Origin of the sequence: Microbacterium sp. 11MF (genome assembly GCF_000383475.1) — a bacterium.
GTDB lineage: Bacteria > Actinomycetota > Actinomycetes > Actinomycetales > Microbacteriaceae > Microbacterium > Microbacterium aquilitoris.
Window position 1 is genome coordinate 39677 of record NZ_KB911461.1, and the last position, 17133, is coordinate 56809.

The following is a 17133-nucleotide window of genomic DNA, read 5'->3' on the forward strand; positions in this document are numbered from 1 at the left end:
CAGCACGCGCTGTATAGTCAGCGTGTGCTGACCCTTTCGTCTCGTCTCGACGTCATGAATCGCCTGGGGCGCGCGATGGCCGACCCGTCGCGGTCCCGCATCCTGCTGTCACTCCTGGAGCGACCCGGCTACCCCGCTGACCTCGCCCGCGACCTCGAGCTGACGCGGACCAACGTCTCGAACCACCTCGCGTGCCTGCGTGGCTGCGGACTCGTCGTGGCGACGCCCGAGGGCCGGCGCACGAGATATGAGATCGCCGACCCGCATCTGACCGCCGGGCTCGCACAGCTGCTCGACGCTGTCGTGGCGGTCGACGCCGGCGAAGAGTGCGCGATCGACGGATGCCGGTGCTGCGGGTGACGGCTCTCGCTGAGGCGCCCCGGAGAGAGCTGCTGCGCCGCCGCATCCGCTGGATCGTCGCCGCAACGATCGCGTACAACCTCATCGAGGCCGTGGTCGCGGTGACGGCCGGGACGATCGCCTCGTCCGCCGCGCTGATCGGTTTCGGGCTCGACTCGACCATCGAGGTGCTGTCGGCGGCGGCGGTGGCGTGGCAGTTCACGCGGCGCGACCCGGAGCGCTGGGAACGGGGGACTCTGCGGGTTATCGCGGTCGCTTTCTTCGCTCTCGCGACTTACGTCACCGTGTCGTCGGTGACGGCGCTGGTCCTTCGCAGCGAACCCGAGACCTCTCCGATCGGGATCGTGCTCACGGCGGTGAGTGTGATCGTCATGCCGTTCCTCTCGCTCGCCGAGCGTCGTGCCGGCAGGGAATTGGGCTCGGCGACGGCGGTGGCCGATTCTCGACAGACCCTCATCTGCACCTATCTCTCGGCTGCGGTCCTCGTCGGGCTCCTGGTCAACGCCGCATTCGGCTGGTGGTGGGCCGATGCCGTCGCCGGCCTGATCATCGCGGTGTTCGCAGTGCGCGAGGGCGTCGAGGCGTGGCGCGGTGACGCGTGCGCGACGTCGGTGGGGATGCTGCTGGAGGACGAGCACGACCACTGATCCGGTCTCGTCAGCTCGGCGGTCGGACACCCGCAGGCACGCGCACGGTTGCGCGCAGTCCCCCCGTCGACCGCGCCGCGAGCGTCAACTCGCCCCCGTGAGCTCCGACGATCGCGCTGACGATCGCCAATCCGAGCCCGTTCCGCTCATGATCGGACCGGCGGATGCGGGCTGCGCCGCGCTGGAACGGTTCGGCGAGTGTAGCGACCGCGGCCGGGTCGAGTCTCACGCCGCCGTTCTCGACGATCAGGACCGCGGCACCGTCATCGCAGTGAGTCGAGACCGTCACAGGTTCAGCCGCATCGCCGTGGATCAAAGCGTTCTGCAGGAGGTTCAGCACAACCTGTCCGAGCAGGCCGGCTGATCCGGACACGATCGTCTCGTCGCCGTGGACGATCAACTCGACGCCGCGGGCCTCGGCGAGAGGCAGCAGGGTTTCGACCGCGTCCTCTGCGAGCAGAGACAGATCGACGGATGCCTGGGGGAACCCGCCCCGGTCCGCACGCCCGAGGAGCAGCAGCCCCTCGACCAGTTCGACGCCGCGCTCGTTGACTGCGGTGAGGCGGTCGAGGAGATCATCGACGTCACGATCGGGGTCCGACCGGGCGACGTCGAGCAGAGTCCGCATGATCGCGAGTGGAGTGCGCAGCTCGTGGGACGCGTTGGTCGCGAACCGTCGTTGCTCTTCGACCTGCGATTCGATGCGCTGCAGCATCCCGTCGAAGGAGTCCGCGAGCTCGCGGAACTCGTCTCGCCGACCTTTCATCCGAACGCGCGTCGACAGGTCCCCGGCGTCGGCTCGTCGCGTCGCCTGCGTCAGCAGGCGCAGCGGCGCGAGCATCCGCCCGGCGAGGAACCAACCGCCGACGGCACCGGTGACCAGCAGGGCGATCATCGCCGCTCCGGCAGGTGGTGCGAACGCGCGAAGCAGGTCGCGCTGACTGGGGGCGAAACCGGTGCCGGTGAACAGAGGCTCGTCGGGAACGTAGCGAAGCAGGAACAGCCACACGATGGTGAGGATGAGCGCGCCCGCGACGAGGACGAGCGCGACGTAGCTCAGGGTGAGCTTGATGCGGGCGCTGAGTCCAGGCGTCCGCGTCACGCGGACGCCTCGATGCGATACCCGACGCCCTGCTCGGTGACGATCAGCCACGGCTCGCCGAGTCGTTTGCGGAGCGCCGACACGGTGATGCGCACGGCGTTGGTGAAGGGGTCGGCGTTCGCGTCCCAGGCCTGCTCGAGCAGGGACTCCGCGCTGACGACCCCGCCCTCGGCCGCGACGAGAACGTCGAGCACGGCGAACTGCTTGCGCGTGAGCGCGACGTAACGACCGTCCCGATACACCTCGCGCCGGAACGGGTCGACGCGGAGTCCGCCGTATTCCCGAACGGGGGGCCGCACCGACGCGCGGCGCCGGTCGAGGGCGCGCAGGCGGAGGACGAGCTCACGAAGCTCGAACGGTTTGGTGAGGTAGTCGTCGGCTCCGAGCTCGAACCCGGACTCCTTGTCGTCGAGGCGGTCCGCGGCCGTCAGCATGAGGATCGGCATCCCGCTGCCGGAGTCGACGATCGAGCGGGCGACCTCATCTCCGGATGGCCCCGGGATGTCGCGGTCGAGGATCGCGATGTCATACGAGCCCACGGCGAGGAGCTCGAGCGCCGTGTCACCGTCGCCGGCGATGTCGGCCGCGATCGCCTCGAGGCGCAGACCGTCGCGGATGGCTTCCGCCATCAGGGGTTCGTCCTCGACGATCAGCACACGCACGTGTCGATCGTACGAAGCCGGCCGTATCGCCGGCGTATCGATTTCCGCGTACGCCCTCGCAACACCGCGACCCGTGGGATGGGGGCATGAGATCCACGGCCCTTCTTGCTCCGCTCATGTTCGTGCTTGCCGTCGTCGTCGGGACGGCGGGATGCGCCGCCGCGGGGTCGGGCGGAAGCCCCGGCATCCGTCCCGTCCTCTCGCCGATCGACCAGGGAGAGGTCCCCGACGACACGACCGTCTACGACACGGACGTCCCTGCCGTCGCCCGGCTCGACGGCGACCTGCGCGCTGCCCTGACCGCGGCATCCGACCGGGCGGCGGGCGAGGACATCACGCTCCGGATCAACAGCGGGTGGCGCTCGCCGGAGATGCAGGAACGTCTGCTGCGCGACGCCGTCTCGACGTACGGGTCGCTCGACGAGGCATCGCGCTGGGTGGCGACTCCCGAGACGTCGGCGCACGTGTCGGGCGACGCCGTGGACGTGGGCCCGTTCGACGGCGCCTACTGGCTCGATCTTCACGGAGCCGAGTTCGGCCTGTGTCGGACGTACGTCAACGAACCCTGGCACTTCGAGCTCCGCCCCGATGCGCCGATGGTCGGATGCCCGGACCAGTACCTCGATCCGACCGAGGATCCGCGGATGGCGGGATGATCCGATCCGGGTCGCGCGCGCAGCCGTAGGCTGGCTCGCATGAGCGACGGCGCAGGCGAGAACTGGTCCCGGAACATCCGCTACTCGGCTGAGCGGTTCGTCGCGCCGCGGACGGTCGACGAACTGCGCGAGGTGGTCGCCGCATCCGATTCGGTGAAGGCGCTGGGCTCGCGTCACTCGTTCACACGCATCGCCGACACGGCGGGGACGCTGGTGTCGACGGCCGAGCTCGACCTTCCGATCCGAGTGGATGCCGCGCAGAAGCGGGTGCGCGTCGGCGGCGGCGTTCGCTACGGCGAGCTGGCGCAGGAGCTCGACCGGCAGGGGTGGGCGCTCGCGAACCTGGCGTCGCTGCCGCACATCTCGGTCGCCGGCGCCGTCAGCACGGGCACGCACGGGTCGGGCGTGGGCAACCACTCGCTCGCCGCGGCGGTGACGGGTCTCGAGCTGGTCACTTCGACAGGCGAGCTGGTTCAGCTGACCGAACGCGACGACGCGCTCGCGGGGGCCGTCGTCGGTCTCGGCGCACTCGGGATCGTGACGACCGTCGAACTCGCGATCGAGCCGTCGTACGAGGTCGCGCAGACGGTCTACGAGAATGTGCCGCTTGAAGCGGTCCGCAAGAACTTCGACGTCATCGCCGGTTCGGCGTACAGCGTCTCGTTCTTCACGACGTTCCGCGAGGACATGTACGTCGACCAGGTGTGGCGCAAGGAGCGGACGGATGCCGCGGCGACCCCGATCCCCGCGGCGCTGCGCGATCGCGAGGCGTCGGGCGCCCGGCATCCGCTCCCCGGTGTCTCTGCCGCGTCGTGCACCGTGCAGGGCGGGAAGCCGGGGCGCTGGCTCGACCGCCTGCCGCACTTCAAGCTGGAGTTCACGCCGTCGAACGGCGAGGAGCTGCAGTCGGAGTTCCTGTTGCCGTTCGCTGACGCGGTGGCCGCGTTCGACGCGGTGCGAGAGCTGAAGGATCGGCTGAAGCCCGTCCTTCAGGTGTGCGAGGTGCGCACGATCGCCGGCGACGACCTGTGGCTCTCGCCCAGCTCGGGCCGAGACTCGGTCGCGTTCCACTTCACCTGGACCGACGACGAGGCCGGGGTGGCCGAGGTGCTGCCCGAGCTCGAGGCCGCGCTGGCGCCCTTCGGTGCCCGGCCGCACTGGGGCAAGGTCTTCACCCCGCGCGATCCCGCGGAGCTGTACCCGCGGTGGGCGGAGTTCGTCCAGCTGCAGCGGGCGCTGGACCCTCGCGGTGCGTTCGTGAACGACTACCTCCGCGCGGTCGGACTGTAGGGCGGGCGGGGCGCTCCTGCGTGCGGGGCGCTGCTCGCGACCGCACGGATCGGCGTCAGTCAAAAGGGTGCCGGGTCTCCGGGATGTGTGGCGGCAGGGGTGAAGGCGACGGCCGGGGTGGGTGCGTCTTCTCTGTAGGTCCTGCCGAGGGGTGAGGTCCATTCGAGGACGCCACCCGACAGTTGTCGGACCCGCCACGCGGTGAACTGCTTCATCGAATGATGCCGTTGGCACAAGTGGGCCAGGTTGGACAGTTCCGTCTTGCCGCCGAGGGCGTGGTCGTGCGTGTGGTCGACCTCACACCGGATCGCGGCGACGCGGCATCCCGGAAACCGGCAGTGCTGATCCCGGGCTTGCAAGAACCGGCGCATGCCGGAGGGCACGCGGTAGGAGTTGGTTGAGACGGTGACTCCGGTGGTGGGGTCGTGGAACAGACGCTCCCATGTGTGCGTCGCACCGGCGAGAAGGCGGGCGGTGGCCGGGTCGATGGGCGAGCGGCCGGCAAGATCGCACGGACCGTCGTCCGCTCCGGTGAGTGTCGCCGCAGGGACGAGCACTTGCACGCGGGCGCGGATCGCGCCCAGCGGCCCGGCGGTCGTGTCGCGGGTGTCGTCCAACGCCGGTGTGCCGGCGAGGAGCAGGTCGGCGAACACGTCGGCCCGGACCTGATCGGTGGTGCGCGCGTCGGTCGCGACGACCTCCGAGTTCGCGGCGCGTTCGTCCCTCGTGTCGACGATCGCCCGCGCCTGCTGCGTGAGCCGATCGTGGATCCCCTCCGCAATCACGGTCGGGAGAGTCGCGATCAGATCCGACATCCCCTCCCGCCCCGGGATCAACCGCACGCACCGCCCCGCCGCGGCCTCTTCGTGCCTTTCCGCGAACGATCGCGGGTGCATCCGGTGCGCGAGGATCTCCAACTCACCTCGAACCCGGTTCGGTGTCTCGCCTTCGCACCGTTCGATCGCAATGGCTTCGAACTCAGCCCACAACTCGGCCGGCAGGTTCACCCCAGCGTCGACGATCGCCCTCACGTGCCCCTGCACGATCCGCCCGGCCTCCCACGCGGCTACCGCCGCGGGGAACCCTTCGATCGTCACCCGGGCTTCCCCGATCCGGCGTTGCACCGTCCGGTCGGTGATGCGCATCGCCCCAGCGACCTCGGCTGAAATGGACCGCAGCACCATGTCGTGCAGGGTGACTTTCGCGTTCGGGGGCGCGCCCTGCTCCTCCGCCAATCGGCCCGCGGCAGCGAGCACACGCAACTCCCGGATCTGCACGCGAGCGAGCTCAAGGGCAACGTCCTCGACGTCCGCAACGATCCCCGAGATGGCCGCGAGATACGACTCGCCACCGGGGGTTTCCGCCGCTTCCGTCATACCTGCACTCTTGCACCAACCTCCGACATCGAGACCCCAAAAACCGCCGGAATCCGCGCTCCGGCGACACCTCGTAGGTGAGAGATCGCTCATCTTCGCAGACATCCCGATGCAGAGTCCCGCGACGGCGCCCGCCCTTCCCGATGCGGCATCCTGGAACGCACCCCACCCCCGTGAAGAGGACCCATGCCCCACCTCCGCACCCGCCCCGGCGACCACGACGCGACGGTCAGCTTCTTCATCGTGCGCACCGACGGCCCGGAAGCGCGCCTGACCTACCACCTGCACCTCAAGGCGCAGAAGCTCATGATGTTCGGCGGACATATCGAGCGCGACGAGACACCCTGGGCCGCGGTGCTGCGCGAGCTCGTCGAGGAGTCCGGCTACCACCCGTCGCAGGTGCGCGTCCTCCAGCCGCGCGTCCGGATGAGGCAGGTGACGGATGCTGCGGCCCACCCGGTCCCCGTCATGTCGTCCACCGCCTGCACCTCAGCCGAACCGGTGCACTTCCACACCGATCTGCTCTACGCCCTCGTCACCGACGAGGAGCCGGTGGGCGCTCCGGATGCCGGTGAGTCCACGGACATCCGCTTGGTCACGCGCAGCGAACTCGGCCGCATCCCCGACGAGGACATCGTGGAGATGTGGCGCGAGGCCGGACGGTTCATCCTCGATGAGATCCTCGACGCCTGGGAACCCGTTGCGATGGCCGACTACCCGGTCGCCGCGCCGCTCGTCGGCTGAGCGTCAGGCCTCGTCCGTCTCGACGTCGCCGTTCGCGATGGCGTCGGCGTAGGTGCGCAGGTCCGGACCCGGCTCCCAATCGATGAACTTGTCCTTCAGCGTGCCGGTCAATGCCGCGAAGGCCTCGTCCGAGGTCATCGCGCCCGACCCCGCGAGGTCCACGACGGCCTCCCGTAGGACGCGGTCGGCGTCGTCGAGGATCTTGCCGCGTGCTTCGTCGTTCCATCGGATCTCTGAGCTCTTCATGCCGGGACGGTAGCCCGCCGGCGGACACCGCAATCCGGGGTTGCGCTCCTGCGCACGATGCGCTTGCGCTCCGTACCCCATCGCCGCACCCCTGGCAACCGCATACCTCGTACCCGGCCCAGGCCGAAGGATGGCCGAAGCGGTCGAAGCTCGACTCCTCGGGTGGATCTGCCCGGTCGGGCTCCCGCAGGAGGAGTCGCCGTGAGCAGCACCACATCCCGAGGCGTCGCCGTCGTCACCGGCGGCAGTGCAGGACTCGGCCGCTCGATCGTCCGCGAGCTCGCCGACCGCGGCTGGGATGTCGCCGTCCTCGCCCGCGGCCGTGACGGGGTGGATGCCGCCGCCGCCGAGGTCCGTGCGAAGGGACGCCGCGCCCACGGCATCTCGGTCGACGTCGCCGACCACGCCGCGCTCGACGCCGCCGCATCCGAGGTCGAAGCGGAGCTCGGTGAGATCGACCTGTGGGTCAACAACGTCATGACGGGGTCGATCGCCCCGTTCCTCGACACCACCCCCGAGGACTACGAGCGGGCGACGCAGGTCACCTACCTCGGCACGGTCAACGGCACCCGTTCCGCACTCCGACGGATGCGTGCGCGCGACCGCGGGCACATCATCCAGATCGGCTCGGCTCTCGCCCACCGCGGCATCCCGCTCCAGGCGGCCTACTGCGGCTCGAAGCACGCCGTCCACGGATTCACCGACTCGGTCGTCTCGGAACTCACCCACGAGAACAGCGCCGTCGCCGTCTCGATCGTCGACATGCCCGCGCTGAACACGACCCAGTTCGGCTGGGTGAAGTCGCCCTTCTCGAAGCACCCGCAGCCGGTCCCGCCGATCTATCAGCCCGAGGTCGGAGCGCGCGCCGTCGGCGACGTCGCCGACAAGCCCCGCCGCCGCACCTGGGTGGGGGAGTCGACCGTCGGACTCGTCCTCGGCACCCGCGTCGCGGGCCGTTTCATGGACTGGTACCTCGCCAAGAGCGCCTGGGAGGGCCAGTTCGCCGACGACAAGGGCTCGTCGACGACACCGCCGAACCTGTACGAACCGGTTCCCGGCGATCACGGAGCCCACGGCGCATTCGACGACCGGGCGCGCGGCGAGAGCATCCAGACCCGCGCGCTGCGGCACCGGCCCGAGCTGTACTCCGCGGCATCCGTCGCCGTCGTCGCGGCACTCGCCGGGGTCGTGAAGCTGCTGCGGCGCTGAGTCCTCCCGGGCCGCGCAGGCCCCGGGTAGCATCCGTACTCGTGCCCGCCTATTTCGAACGAACCGACGTCACCAGATTCCAGCCGACGGCGTTCACCGGCGGGGCCTGGAACGTCACCGAGCAGCACGTCGCCCCGCCGATCGGCCTCCTCGCCCACGCGATCGAGGTCGATCACGCGGCCCGCAGTCCGCAGCCCATGCAGCTCTCGCGGCTGTCGGTGGACATCCTCGGGGTGATCCCGATCGACGAGGTCGAGGTGACCTGCCGTGTCCTGCGCCCGGGGCGGAGCATCGAACTCGTCGAGGCGACCCTCGCGCAGGCAGGTCGGCCGGCACTCAGCGCCCGCGCCTGGCTCATGCACACGCGCGACACCGACGCGCTCGCCGGGTCCGCGCACCCCGCGATGCCCCCGCGCGACGCGATCGAGCGCGCCGACCCCTCGTCGGCCTGGCCCGGCGAGTTCATCGCGACGGTGGGCGAGGTGCGCCGCCGACAGGAGGCCCCGGGTCGCGCGTGGACGTGGATCCTCCCCGCCGTGCCCCTCCTCGAGGGCGAGACCGTATCGACGACCGCGCGCCTCGTCTCGCTCATCGACATCGCGAACGGCGTCACCCCGCGCGCCGACCCCCGCGACGTCGCCTTCCCGAACCTCGACCTCACCCTGCACCTCGTGCGGCAGCCCGAGGACGGCTGGATCGGGTTCGACACTACGGTCACCTTCGGCGCGACCGGCCTCGGCATGACCCACACCGTCCTCCACGACGAACGCGGTGTCGTCGGCTCCGTCGTCCAATCCCTCACCGTAAGGCCGCACCGATGACCCTTCCCCTCGCAGGAAAGACCGCCCTCGTCACGGGCGTCTCGCGTCGTCGCGGCATCGGCTTCGCGGTCGCCTCGCGCCTCGCCGAGCTCGGTGCGAGCGTCCTCGTGCAGCACTGGCGGCCGCACGACCTCGATCAGCCGTGGGGCGGGGACGACCTCGATGCGGTGCGCGACGGCATCCGCTCGGCCCTCGTCGGCGACGCCGGCTTCGGCGACGTCGAGGCGGATCTGACGGATGCCGGGGCGATCCCCGGCCTCATCGACGCCGCATCCGCGCTCACCGGGCGCCTCGACATCCTCGTCTGCAACCACGCCAAGAGCGGCGACGACGGCAGCATCCTCGACATGACCGCCGACCGGCTCGACGCGTTCTGGGAGACGAACACCCGCTCGACGCTGCTGCTCACCGCCGAGTTCGCCCGCCGTCTGGCGCCGCCGCAGTCGGGTCAGCGGCGTCCGGGCGACGCGATCGAGGGCGCGAAACCGTACGCCGAGCCGACCGGTCGCGTGTTTTGGATGACCTCGGGGCAGGGCCACGGCGCGATGCGCGGCGAGGTCGCGTACGCGACGAGCAAGGCGGCGCTCGCAGGCATCACCCGCACGGTCGCGGCGGAACTGCTCGAACTCGGGATCGTCCTGAACACCGTCAACCCGGGCCCCGTCAACACGGGCTACATGGACCCCGACACCGCCGACCGCGACACCTCCGCGCTCGAGGAGTGGCTCGGATCGACGCCGTTCGGCCGGGTCGGCGTTCCGACCGATCCCGCCGCGCTCATCGGCTGGCTGTCGACCACCGAGGGCGCCTGGATCGTCGGGCAGGTGCTCACCAGCGACGGCGGCTTCAGCCTGTAAGGCGACATCCGCACGACGCCTGGTGCAGGAGTCACCTCGCCGGGCGGCGCAGGCATCACCCGCACCTCGGGTCGTGCATTCGTCACCGAGACCTGGTGCGAGCACGGCCGATGTGGTGTGTTCGGCGTCGGACGCTGCGGGGACTCGTCCGTTCCGGGGCAGTCGTTCTGCGAGTCGTACACGACGACGTTCGCGGGTTTCCGCATGGACGTGTGGCCCTGACTTATCGCCGTCATCGTCATCGTGCTGGTGACCGCCGTCATCGCGGTCCGCCGCCGCGGCGACCCGGCGGCTTAGAGTCTCTTCAGCACCCGTCACCGACGATGGGTGCGGCGGAGGAGACGCACGCATGACAACGGATGCCGCGGACGCGATCGTCGTCGGAGCGGGACTTGCCGGGCTGGTCGCCGCCTCCGAACTCCTCGACGCGGGCAAGCGCGTCCTGATCGTCGAGCAGGAGCCCGAGGCGAGCTTCGGCGGTCAGGCCTGGTGGTCGTTCGGCGGCCTGTTCCTCGTCGATTCGCCCGAGCAGCGCCGCCTCGGCGTGAAGGACTCGCTCGAGCTCGCCCGGCAGGACTGGTTCGGCTCGGCCGGGTTCGACCGGCCCGAAGACCGCTGGCCGCGCGCGTGGGCCGAGGCGTACCTCGAGTTCGCCGCCGGTGAGAAACGGGCATGGCTGCGGGAGCGCGGCATCCGCTTCTTCCCCATCGTGGGATGGGCCGAGCGCGGCGGCGATCGCGCGACGGCGCACGGAAACTCCGTGCCGCGGTTCCACATCACCTGGGGCACCGGTCCCGGCGTCCTCGAACCCTTCGTCCGCCGCGTGCTCGCGGGTGTCGCAACCGGTCGCGCCCGCATCGCCTTCCGGCACCGGGTCGACCGGCTCGAGGTCGAGGGCGGCGCGGTCGTCGGCGTGAGCGGCGCGGTCCTCGCCCCCGATACCGCTGAGCGCGGCGCACCGAGCAACCGCGACGAGACGGGCGAGTTCTCGTTCCGCGCCGGCGCGGTGCTCGTCTCGAGCGGCGGCGTCGGCGGCAACCACGACCTGGTCCGCGCGCAGTGGCCCGCCCGGATGGGGCGTGCGCCCGAGACGATGCTCTCCGGCGTTCCCGCGCACGTCGACGGACGGATGCTGGGGGTCGCCGAGACCGCCGGAGCCCACCTCATCAACGGCGACCGCATGTGGCACTACGTCGAGGGCATCCAGAACCACAGCCCGGTGTGGCCGAGCCACGGCATCCGCATCCTGCCGGGTCCCTCATCACTGTGGCTGGATGCCACCGGTCACCGCCTGCCCACCCCGCTGTTCCCGGGCTTCGACACGATCGGCACGCTCGAACACATCGTGCGGGGAGGCCACGACCACAGCTGGTTCGTGCTCAACCAGGCGATCCTGAAGAAGGAGTTCGCGCTGTCGGGCAGCGAGCAGAACCCCGACCTCACCGGGAAGGACGTGCGACTCCTCGCGCAGCGGCTGAAGGGTGACCGGGCGACGGCACCCGTCGAGGCGTTCAAGGAGCGCGGCGCGGACTTCATCGTCGCCGACACGGTTCCGCAGTTGCTCGAGCGGATGCGGGCGGCATCCGCTCTGCTCGACATCGATCGCGTGCGCCTCGAACTCGAGGGCCGCGACCGCGAGATGACGAATCCGTTCACGAAGGACGCGCAGGTCACCGCGGTCCGGCAGGCGCGGCGCTACCGCGGCGACAAGCTGCTGCGCGTCGCGACACCGGGCCCGATCGCCGACCCGAAGAACGGACCGCTCATCGCGGTGAAGCTGCACGTCATCACGCGGAAGAGCCTCGGCGGCATCGAGACCGACCTGTCCGGTCGTGCGCTCGCCGCTTCGGGGGAGCCGATCCCGGGCCTGTACGCCGCAGGTGAGGCGAGCGGCTTCGGCGGGGGCGGCGTGCACGGGTACCGTGCGCTCGAGGGCACCTTCCTCGGCGGCTGCATCTTCTCGGGACGCGCCGCCGGCCGCGCGATGGCCGCCGCCGTCTGATCCTCGCGCGCGTTCCCCTGTCGCAATACGCCGCGCGGAGCCGCACTCTGTGACAGGCGAGCGGCGTCCTAGGCGACGGCGCCGGTCTGCGGCGGCTGGATCGGGGTGGAGCCGGTCAGAGGGAGCACGATCGACTCGGCGAGGGGGCGCGCCGCCTCGCGGAGCTGGTCGAGCGCGCTGCGGGTGCGGGCCTTCACCGTGGCCAGGGGAGTGCCGGTCATCTCGGCGATCTCGGGCTGGCTGTGGCCGCCGAAGTAGGCGAGCGAGACGACCTGTTCCTGCTCGTCGGGGAGCTTCCGAAGGGCCCGGTGATTGGCCGCGGTGCGATCCGGGGTGTGCGCCTCGGCGCCGGCGGGCCGCGCGTCGCGCAGGCTCTCGACGGCGTGCCGGTGGACGATGGCCAGGATCCAGGTGCGCGGGGACGTCCGGCGCGCCGAGTAGCGTCGCGCCTCGTTCCACACCGACACGAAGGCGCCCTGCAGCACCTGCTCGGCGAGGTGTCGGTCATCGGTCACGCGCACGGCGACGGCGAACGCCGCCGCGGATGTCGCGTCGTAGAGACGCGTGAAAGAGGCGACGTCGCCGGATGCTGACCGGGCGATGAGTCGCGCCAGCGCGGCATCCGTCGTGGACGCGGGTGTTTCGGACATGACTGAATGGTGCGCTTCCGCGACCCCCGCAACGAGCGCTTGCCGCACGGTCGGGAGAGTGCTAGGAGATTCCATTCATGTGAATCGCTTCACGTGTCGTCAGCGCACCGCTGCACCAAGCGTCGCCATCAGGCGCGCCACCTGCATCGCGAGGACCACGCGGTAGAGCGGTGCCATCACCCAGCCGAACGCGCTCCGTCGACGGGAGTAGGTGCGCTCCCAGGAGTAGTCGATGTGCACCGTCGTCCCACCGACGGCGGGTTCCAGACGCAGGCCGATGCGTCGCGCGTTCGCCTTCGGTGCGTCGGGGTAGCGGAACGTCCAGGTCACGAGGAGCGCCTCGGCATCCATCGTCCGCGAGATGGACAGGTGACGGAACGCCGGCTTCGCTTCGACGTCGTCGCGAGGCGCTCCGGCCCATCCGCCGTCGGGTGCCTCGCTCACGTGCCCGACCGACTCCTCCCACTCCGGCAGTCGCTCGGGGTCGGACACGAGCGCCCAGGTCTCGTGGACGGGTGCGGCGACGAACGACGCGGCAGACCGGGCGAGCGGATGCCGCCGCCGCACCGTCGTCGCCGGCGGCAGCGCGCCGGCGGCATCGAGTCGCGCACGCAGATCGTCCGCCGTCAGGCCCAGTCGGCGCAGCAGGGCCTCGATCGCACCGCTCGGCTCGTCGAGGAGTCGGCGCAGGATGCCGGAGCTCGTCCCGTCTCCCGGTGAGGTCAGCACCCGCTCGGCCACCGGAGACCACGCCCATCCGGCCGAGGGTCCGACCGCGATGGGGCCGGGCGAGAGGGCAGCCCCCGCTGCGCCGAGCGCGGCGAGGTGTGCGGCTTCCTCCGCGGCGACGGCCTCACGGACGGTCGTGATCGTCGCCCCCGCCGCTCGCAGGACCTGACCGGCATCCGCCTCGTCGAGGGTGAGGGCGAGGAACAGGTGCTCGACGCCGAGTTCGGTGCGGCCGGTGCGGGATGCCTCTTCCATCGCGTAGCGCGTGAGGCGATGCGCGTTCCCCAACGCCGTGGTCATCTTGCTCATGCTCTCCTCCGGGGGACCTCGATGGTCGGATCGATCCGCTTCGCATACTTCTTGTGCACGGCCTGGCGGGTGACGCCGAGCGCATCGGCGATGCCCTGCCACGACATGCCGCCGCGCAGGGCGGCCTCGACCTGCCGGAGTTCGAGAGTGTCGGCGAGGATGCGGAGCGATGCGACGGCGCGGAGTCCCGCGCGGGGGTCCGTCGTGTCGCTCGCGAGCTCGATCGCGCTGGGAGTGTCCATGAAGCAACCTTGGTTGACAGAGCGACGAGTTGTCAACCTTCGTTGCTCGACACGGACACCGATGCCGCATCCGCGGCGATTCGTCAAGGCATAGGGATCGCTCATCCTGCGGTGGAAAAGTGACACCCATGACCGTTCCCACCATCACACTCAACGACGGACACACCATCCCCCAGCTAGGCTTCGGCGTCTTCCAGGTCGACCCGGCCGAGGCCGAGCGCATCGTCAGCGTCGCCCTCGAAGCCGGCTACCGCCACATCGACACCGCCGCCGTCTACGGAAACGAAGAGGGCGTCGGCCGTGCGATCGCGGCCTCCGGCATCCCCCGCGACGAGCTGTTCATCACCACGAAGCTGTGGAACTCCGAGCAGGGCACCGACACCCCCCGCCCGGCGATCGAGGCGAGCCTTCAGAAGCTCGGACTCGACCACGTCGACCTGTACCTGATCCACTGGCCGCGTCCCGACAAGAACCGTTACGTCGAGACCTGGCAGCAGTTCGAGACCTTCCGGTCCGAGGGTCTGACGCGCTCGATCGGCGTCTCCAACTTCCACCAGCCGCACCTGGAGCGACTGTTCGACGAGACCGACACCGTGCCGGCCGTCAACCAGATCGAGCTGCACCCGGCGTTCGCGCAGCGCGAGCTCCGCGCGTTCCAGGAGCCCAAGGGCATCCACACCGAGTCGTGGGGCCCCCTCGGGCAGGGCAAGTACGACCTGTTCGGCGAGAAGGCCGTGGCGGATGCCGCCGAGGCCCACGGTGTGAGCCCGGCTCAGGTCGTCATCCGCTGGCACCTGCAGGAGGGCCTCATCGTCTTCCCCAAGTCCTCGACGCCCGAGCGCATCGCGACGAACTTCGACGTGTTCGGCTTCGAGCTGAGCGCTGACGAGGTCGCCGGTATCAACGCGCTCGACCGCGGCCAGCGTGTCGGTGCCGACCCGGACACCGCCACCTTCTGATCCATCCACGAGGGGAGGGCGCCGAGGAATCGGCGCCCTTTTCTTGTGCGACCCCCCTTTCGGCGCCCAGGGTGGGCTCGGTACAATCGATCGTCCTCGAATCGATTCGAAATCCCCCGAAGCCCCGAAAGCCCGCATGGCCACCTCTTTGACGACGGGCCGCCCTTGGCGCGTCATCCTCCTGTTCACCCTGCCGCTCATGATCGGCAACGTGGTGCAGCAGATGTACCACTTCGCCGACACGATCGTCGTGGGTCGGCTGCTCGGCGTCGACGCGCTCGCCGCCGTCGGCGCCACCGGGAGTCTGCTCTTCCTCCTGCTCGGCTTCGCGTGGGGACTGACCTCGGGTTTCGCCATCCCGACCGCGCAGGCCTACGGAGCGATGGATGCCGCGGGCGTCCGCCGCTCGGTCGCGACCGGCGCGTTCCTCAGCGGCATCACGACGATCCTCCTTACCGTCGGCGCCCCCCTCATCGCCGAGCCGGCACTCGTCGCGCTGCAGACTCCGCGCGAACTCCTCACCGACGCGACGGTGTTCACCCAGATCAGCTTCCTCGGCGCCGGTGCGCTGATGTTCTTCAACTTCCTCTCCGCCGTCATCCGAGCCATCGGCGACTCGCGGACGCCCCTCATCTTCCTCATCGTCTCGTGCGGCCTGAACGTCGTGCTCGTCATCGCCGCCATCGCCTGGCTCGGCATGGGCGTCGCCGGAGCGGCCCTCGCGACCGTGATCGCGCAGGCGACGTCGGTGCTCCTGTGCCTCGAGTTCGTGCGCCGCCGCATCCCCGAACTGCACCTGCGCCGCGAGGACTGGCGCATCACCCGCGCCGACATCGTCGCGCACCTGCGCCTCGGCCTCCCCATGGGGTTCCAGGCGTCGATCATCGCGATCGGTGCGCTCACCGTGCAGGTCGCGCTCAACACGCTCGGCGGCGAGGCGATCGCCGCCTACACCGCGGCATCCCGCGTCGACGGTCTGGCCGTCGCCCTCCTGCAGTCCATGTCGCTCGCGGTCTCGATGTACGTCGCGCAGAACTACGGCGCAGGGCGCCCCGACCGCATCCGCCGCGGCGTCGTGCAGGCGACGTGGATCGCGCTCGGCACGGCGGTGGCTCTCGGCATCCTGCTGATCTCCTTCGGCGGTCCCATCGTCCGGATCTTCGTCGGCGACGGCGCGGACGAGGTCGTCCACCTGGCCGTCTCGATGCTCGTGATCAACGGTCTGAGCTACACGGCCCTCGGCGTGCTGTTCGTCACGCGCGGTGCGCTGCAGGGGCTCGGCAACGCCGTCATCCCGACGGTCACGGGCGTCGTGGAGCTCATCGCGCGCGCGGCCGCGGCGATCCTGCTCGGGTCGCTGTTCGGCTTCATCGGCGTCGCGTGGTCGAACCCCCTCGCCTGGATCTCGGCCGCCGTCATCCTCATCCCGTCGTACATCCGCGCGCACAAGACGCTCGCGACCATGCCGATGGCGCCCATGACGATCACCCCGACGACCCCGATCGCGGTCATCGGCCCGGTCGACGGATCCATGACGGTCGAGACGGTCGTCACGCAGCCGGTGCCGCTGCCGCAGCATCCGTCCCGTATGCGTCAGGCGCTCCGGCGCCGCCCCCGCGCGCCGCGTCGGCTCTCGCGCAAGCGCTGACCCCGCGGCGCCTCGCGCGGGTGCCGGCGCCGAGGTCCCACTCCGGCCGGGAATCCGCTCGACGTTACCGGCCCGGTCGGGACCTCGATCGGGCCCCAGGCCGCCGCCTGCGCGTCAGGAGGTCGCGCCGTCCTCCAGACGCGCCCGTGCGCGGTCGTGGCGGCGGCCGATCTCGACCAGTCCGGTCGCGGCCCCCAGGCCCATCGGGGGAGTGTCGACGTAGATCGACTCCGCGGCCGCGACCCGGTAGGTCTCGTGCCACACGCCGATCGCGCCCGGGTGCTTCCGCGCGTTGCGGTTGAAGCTCGTCCACGCGGGGCGGTGCGCCTGCTCGGGCGCCGACGCGTAGGCGTAGAGCTTCTCAAGCGACGACCAGTACTGCACGAGGTACGGCCCGCGGCGTCCGAGGAGCATCGTCGAACCGAGCAGGCCTGACTCGGGGTCGCTGAACAGCTCGCCGAGCATCTTCGGCATGCTGGCGGACACCGGCATCCACACGTCGGGACGCCACCACTTCTTGATCGTCATACCGATGTGGAAGACGACGAGCTCGCCGTCGTACGAGTGGGTCATGCGGGCCATGTCGACGCCTTTCGATAGTGTCACTATCCAGAATGGATAGCA

Annotated in this window: 19 protein-coding genes; 11 read left to right on the top strand and 8 right to left on the bottom strand. The window is 70.4% G+C overall.

What is annotated here, in order from left to right:
• Positions 1–24 precede the first annotated feature (24 nt).
• Positions 25–360 carry a Cd(II)/Pb(II)-sensing metalloregulatory transcriptional regulator CmtR gene (gene cmtR / locus H286_RS14615; RefSeq protein WP_020098370.1) on the top strand — a complete coding sequence of 112 codons (336 nt, stop codon included), beginning with the start codon at positions 25–27 and terminating at the stop codon, positions 358–360.
• Positions 342–1007 (top strand): cation diffusion facilitator family transporter, encoded by a 666-nt coding sequence (locus H286_RS0112225; protein ID WP_051090676.1) that lies wholly within the window; start codon positions 342–344, stop codon positions 1005–1007. Before cmtR ends, H286_RS0112225 begins: the two co-directional genes overlap by 19 nt.
• Before the next feature lie 10 nt (positions 1008–1017).
• Here H286_RS0112225 and H286_RS0112230 read toward each other — a convergent pair whose 3' ends face one another.
• Positions 1018–2109 (bottom strand): sensor histidine kinase, encoded by a 1092-nt coding sequence (locus tag H286_RS0112230; RefSeq protein ID WP_020098372.1) that lies wholly within the window; start codon positions 2107–2109, stop codon positions 1018–1020.
• A complete protein-coding gene (locus H286_RS0112235; RefSeq protein ID WP_020098373.1) occupies positions 2106–2771 on the bottom strand; it encodes a response regulator transcription factor in 666 nt (221 codons plus the stop codon). Before H286_RS0112235 ends, H286_RS0112230 begins: the two co-directional genes overlap by 4 nt.
• An 86-nt stretch (positions 2772–2857) precedes the next feature.
• Here H286_RS0112235 and H286_RS0112240 point away from each other — a divergent pair, with 86 nt between their 5' ends.
• Together H286_RS0112240 and H286_RS0112245 are read left to right on the top strand one after the other, a co-directional pair.
• Positions 2858–3427: a M15 family metallopeptidase gene (locus H286_RS0112240; protein ID WP_028497506.1), complete on the top strand. Its 570-nt coding sequence runs from the start codon at positions 2858–2860 to the stop codon at positions 3425–3427.
• Between the two features lie 39 nt (positions 3428–3466).
• Positions 3467–4717 carry an FAD-binding protein gene (locus tag H286_RS0112245; RefSeq protein WP_020098375.1) on the top strand — a complete coding sequence of 417 codons (1251 nt, stop codon included), beginning with the start codon at positions 3467–3469 and terminating at the stop codon, positions 4715–4717.
• A gap of 59 nt (positions 4718–4776) precedes the next feature.
• Here H286_RS0112245 and H286_RS0112250 read toward each other — a convergent pair whose 3' ends face one another.
• Positions 4777–6093 carry an HNH endonuclease signature motif containing protein gene (locus tag H286_RS0112250; protein ID WP_020098376.1) on the bottom strand — a complete coding sequence of 439 codons (1317 nt, stop codon included), beginning with the start codon at positions 6091–6093 and terminating at the stop codon, positions 4777–4779.
• Between the two features lie 186 nt (positions 6094–6279).
• Between H286_RS0112250 and H286_RS0112255 the strand changes: the two genes are divergently transcribed.
• The gene (locus H286_RS0112255) at positions 6280–6837 is read left to right on the top strand and encodes an NUDIX domain-containing protein (protein WP_020098377.1); all 558 of its coding nucleotides are present in this window, start codon (positions 6280–6282) and stop codon (positions 6835–6837) included.
• Positions 6838–6840: 3 nt separating this feature from the next.
• Here the strand turns inward: H286_RS0112255 and H286_RS0112260 are convergent, their stop codons facing one another.
• Complete coding sequence (locus H286_RS0112260) at positions 6841–7083, bottom strand: hypothetical protein (protein WP_020098378.1); 243 nt, start codon at positions 7081–7083, stop codon at positions 6841–6843.
• Positions 7084–7284: 201 nt separating this feature from the next.
• Here H286_RS0112260 and H286_RS0112265 point away from each other — a divergent pair, with 201 nt between their 5' ends.
• The 4 genes from H286_RS0112265 to H286_RS0112285 all read left to right on the top strand — a co-directional run bounded on the left by H286_RS0112265 (position 7285) and on the right by H286_RS0112285 (position 11972).
• Positions 7285–8292, top strand: a complete 1008-nt coding sequence (locus H286_RS0112265; protein ID WP_020098379.1) for an SDR family oxidoreductase — start codon at positions 7285–7287, stop codon at positions 8290–8292.
• Between the two features lie 41 nt (positions 8293–8333).
• Positions 8334–9113 carry a thioesterase family protein gene (locus H286_RS0112270; protein WP_020098380.1) on the top strand — a complete coding sequence of 260 codons (780 nt, stop codon included), beginning with the start codon at positions 8334–8336 and terminating at the stop codon, positions 9111–9113.
• Positions 9110–9970 (top strand): SDR family oxidoreductase, encoded by an 861-nt coding sequence (locus H286_RS0112275; protein WP_020098381.1) that lies wholly within the window; start codon positions 9110–9112, stop codon positions 9968–9970. The genes H286_RS0112270 and H286_RS0112275 overlap by 4 nt, the downstream gene beginning before the upstream one ends.
• A 349-nt stretch (positions 9971–10319) precedes the next feature.
• Positions 10320–11972, top strand: coding sequence for an FAD-binding dehydrogenase (locus tag H286_RS0112285; protein WP_020098383.1), 1653 nt, complete (start codon positions 10320–10322; stop codon positions 11970–11972).
• 68 nt (positions 11973–12040) lie between these two features.
• On the opposite strand, the gene H286_RS0112290 is transcribed toward H286_RS0112285, so the two are convergent.
• The 3 genes from H286_RS0112290 to H286_RS0112300 all read right to left on the bottom strand — a co-directional run bounded on the left by H286_RS0112290 (position 12041) and on the right by H286_RS0112300 (position 13902).
• Positions 12041–12622 carry an RNA polymerase sigma factor gene (locus H286_RS0112290; protein ID WP_020098384.1) on the bottom strand — a complete coding sequence of 194 codons (582 nt, stop codon included), beginning with the start codon at positions 12620–12622 and terminating at the stop codon, positions 12041–12043.
• 99 nt (positions 12623–12721) lie between these two features.
• Positions 12722–13660, bottom strand: a complete 939-nt coding sequence (locus H286_RS0112295; RefSeq protein WP_020098385.1) for an SRPBCC family protein — start codon at positions 13658–13660, stop codon at positions 12722–12724.
• Positions 13657–13902, bottom strand: a complete 246-nt coding sequence (locus H286_RS0112300; RefSeq protein WP_020098386.1) for a hypothetical protein — start codon at positions 13900–13902, stop codon at positions 13657–13659. Before H286_RS0112300 ends, H286_RS0112295 begins: the two co-directional genes overlap by 4 nt.
• 128 nt (positions 13903–14030) lie before the next feature.
• On the opposite strand from H286_RS0112300, the gene H286_RS0112305 reads away from it, so the two are divergent.
• Both H286_RS0112305 and H286_RS0112310 read left to right on the top strand, forming a co-directional pair.
• Positions 14031–14861 (top strand): aldo/keto reductase, encoded by an 831-nt coding sequence (locus H286_RS0112305; protein ID WP_020098387.1) that lies wholly within the window; start codon positions 14031–14033, stop codon positions 14859–14861.
• A 136-nt stretch (positions 14862–14997) separates the two neighbouring features.
• A complete protein-coding gene (locus tag H286_RS0112310; protein ID WP_020098388.1) occupies positions 14998–16509 on the top strand; it encodes an MATE family efflux transporter in 1512 nt (503 codons plus the stop codon).
• Positions 16510–16623: 114 nt separating this feature from the next.
• Here H286_RS0112310 and H286_RS0112315 read toward each other — a convergent pair whose 3' ends face one another.
• Positions 16624–17091, bottom strand: coding sequence for a DUF4188 domain-containing protein (locus H286_RS0112315; RefSeq protein WP_018187694.1), 468 nt, complete (start codon positions 17089–17091; stop codon positions 16624–16626).
• Positions 17092–17133: the final 42 nt, after the last annotated feature.

What these genes read in the sequence shown, in the direction of transcription:
- H286_RS0112225 (WP_051090676.1), top strand. Translation starts at nt 342, where the DNA reads ATGCCGGTGCTGCGGGTGACGGCTCTCGCTGAGGCGCCCCGGAGAGAG.
- H286_RS0112240 (WP_028497506.1), top strand. Translation starts at nt 2,858, where the DNA reads ATGAGATCCACGGCCCTTCTTGCTCCGCTCATGTTCGTGCTTGCCGTC.
- H286_RS0112245 (WP_020098375.1), top strand. Translation starts at nt 3,467, where the DNA reads ATGAGCGACGGCGCAGGCGAGAACTGGTCCCGGAACATCCGCTACTCG.
- H286_RS0112250 (WP_020098376.1), bottom strand. Translation starts at nt 6,093, where the DNA reads ATGACGGAAGCGGCGGAAACCCCCGGTGGCGAGTCGTATCTCGCGGCC.
- H286_RS0112255 (WP_020098377.1), top strand. Translation starts at nt 6,280, where the DNA reads ATGCCCCACCTCCGCACCCGCCCCGGCGACCACGACGCGACGGTCAGC.
- H286_RS0112260 (WP_020098378.1), bottom strand. Translation starts at nt 7,083, where the DNA reads ATGAAGAGCTCAGAGATCCGATGGAACGACGAAGCACGCGGCAAGATC.
- H286_RS0112275 (WP_020098381.1), top strand. Translation starts at nt 9,110, where the DNA reads ATGACCCTTCCCCTCGCAGGAAAGACCGCCCTCGTCACGGGCGTCTCG.
- H286_RS0112285 (WP_020098383.1), top strand. Translation starts at nt 10,320, where the DNA reads ATGACAACGGATGCCGCGGACGCGATCGTCGTCGGAGCGGGACTTGCC.
- H286_RS0112290 (WP_020098384.1), bottom strand. Translation starts at nt 12,622, where the DNA reads ATGTCCGAAACACCCGCGTCCACGACGGATGCCGCGCTGGCGCGACTC.
- H286_RS0112295 (WP_020098385.1), bottom strand. Translation starts at nt 13,660, where the DNA reads ATGAGCAAGATGACCACGGCGTTGGGGAACGCGCATCGCCTCACGCGC.
- H286_RS0112300 (WP_020098386.1), bottom strand. Translation starts at nt 13,902, where the DNA reads ATGGACACTCCCAGCGCGATCGAGCTCGCGAGCGACACGACGGACCCC.
- H286_RS0112305 (WP_020098387.1), top strand. Translation starts at nt 14,031, where the DNA reads ATGACCGTTCCCACCATCACACTCAACGACGGACACACCATCCCCCAG.
- H286_RS0112310 (WP_020098388.1), top strand. Translation starts at nt 14,998, where the DNA reads ATGGCCACCTCTTTGACGACGGGCCGCCCTTGGCGCGTCATCCTCCTG.
- H286_RS0112315 (WP_018187694.1), bottom strand. Translation starts at nt 17,091, where the DNA reads ATGGCCCGCATGACCCACTCGTACGACGGCGAGCTCGTCGTCTTCCAC.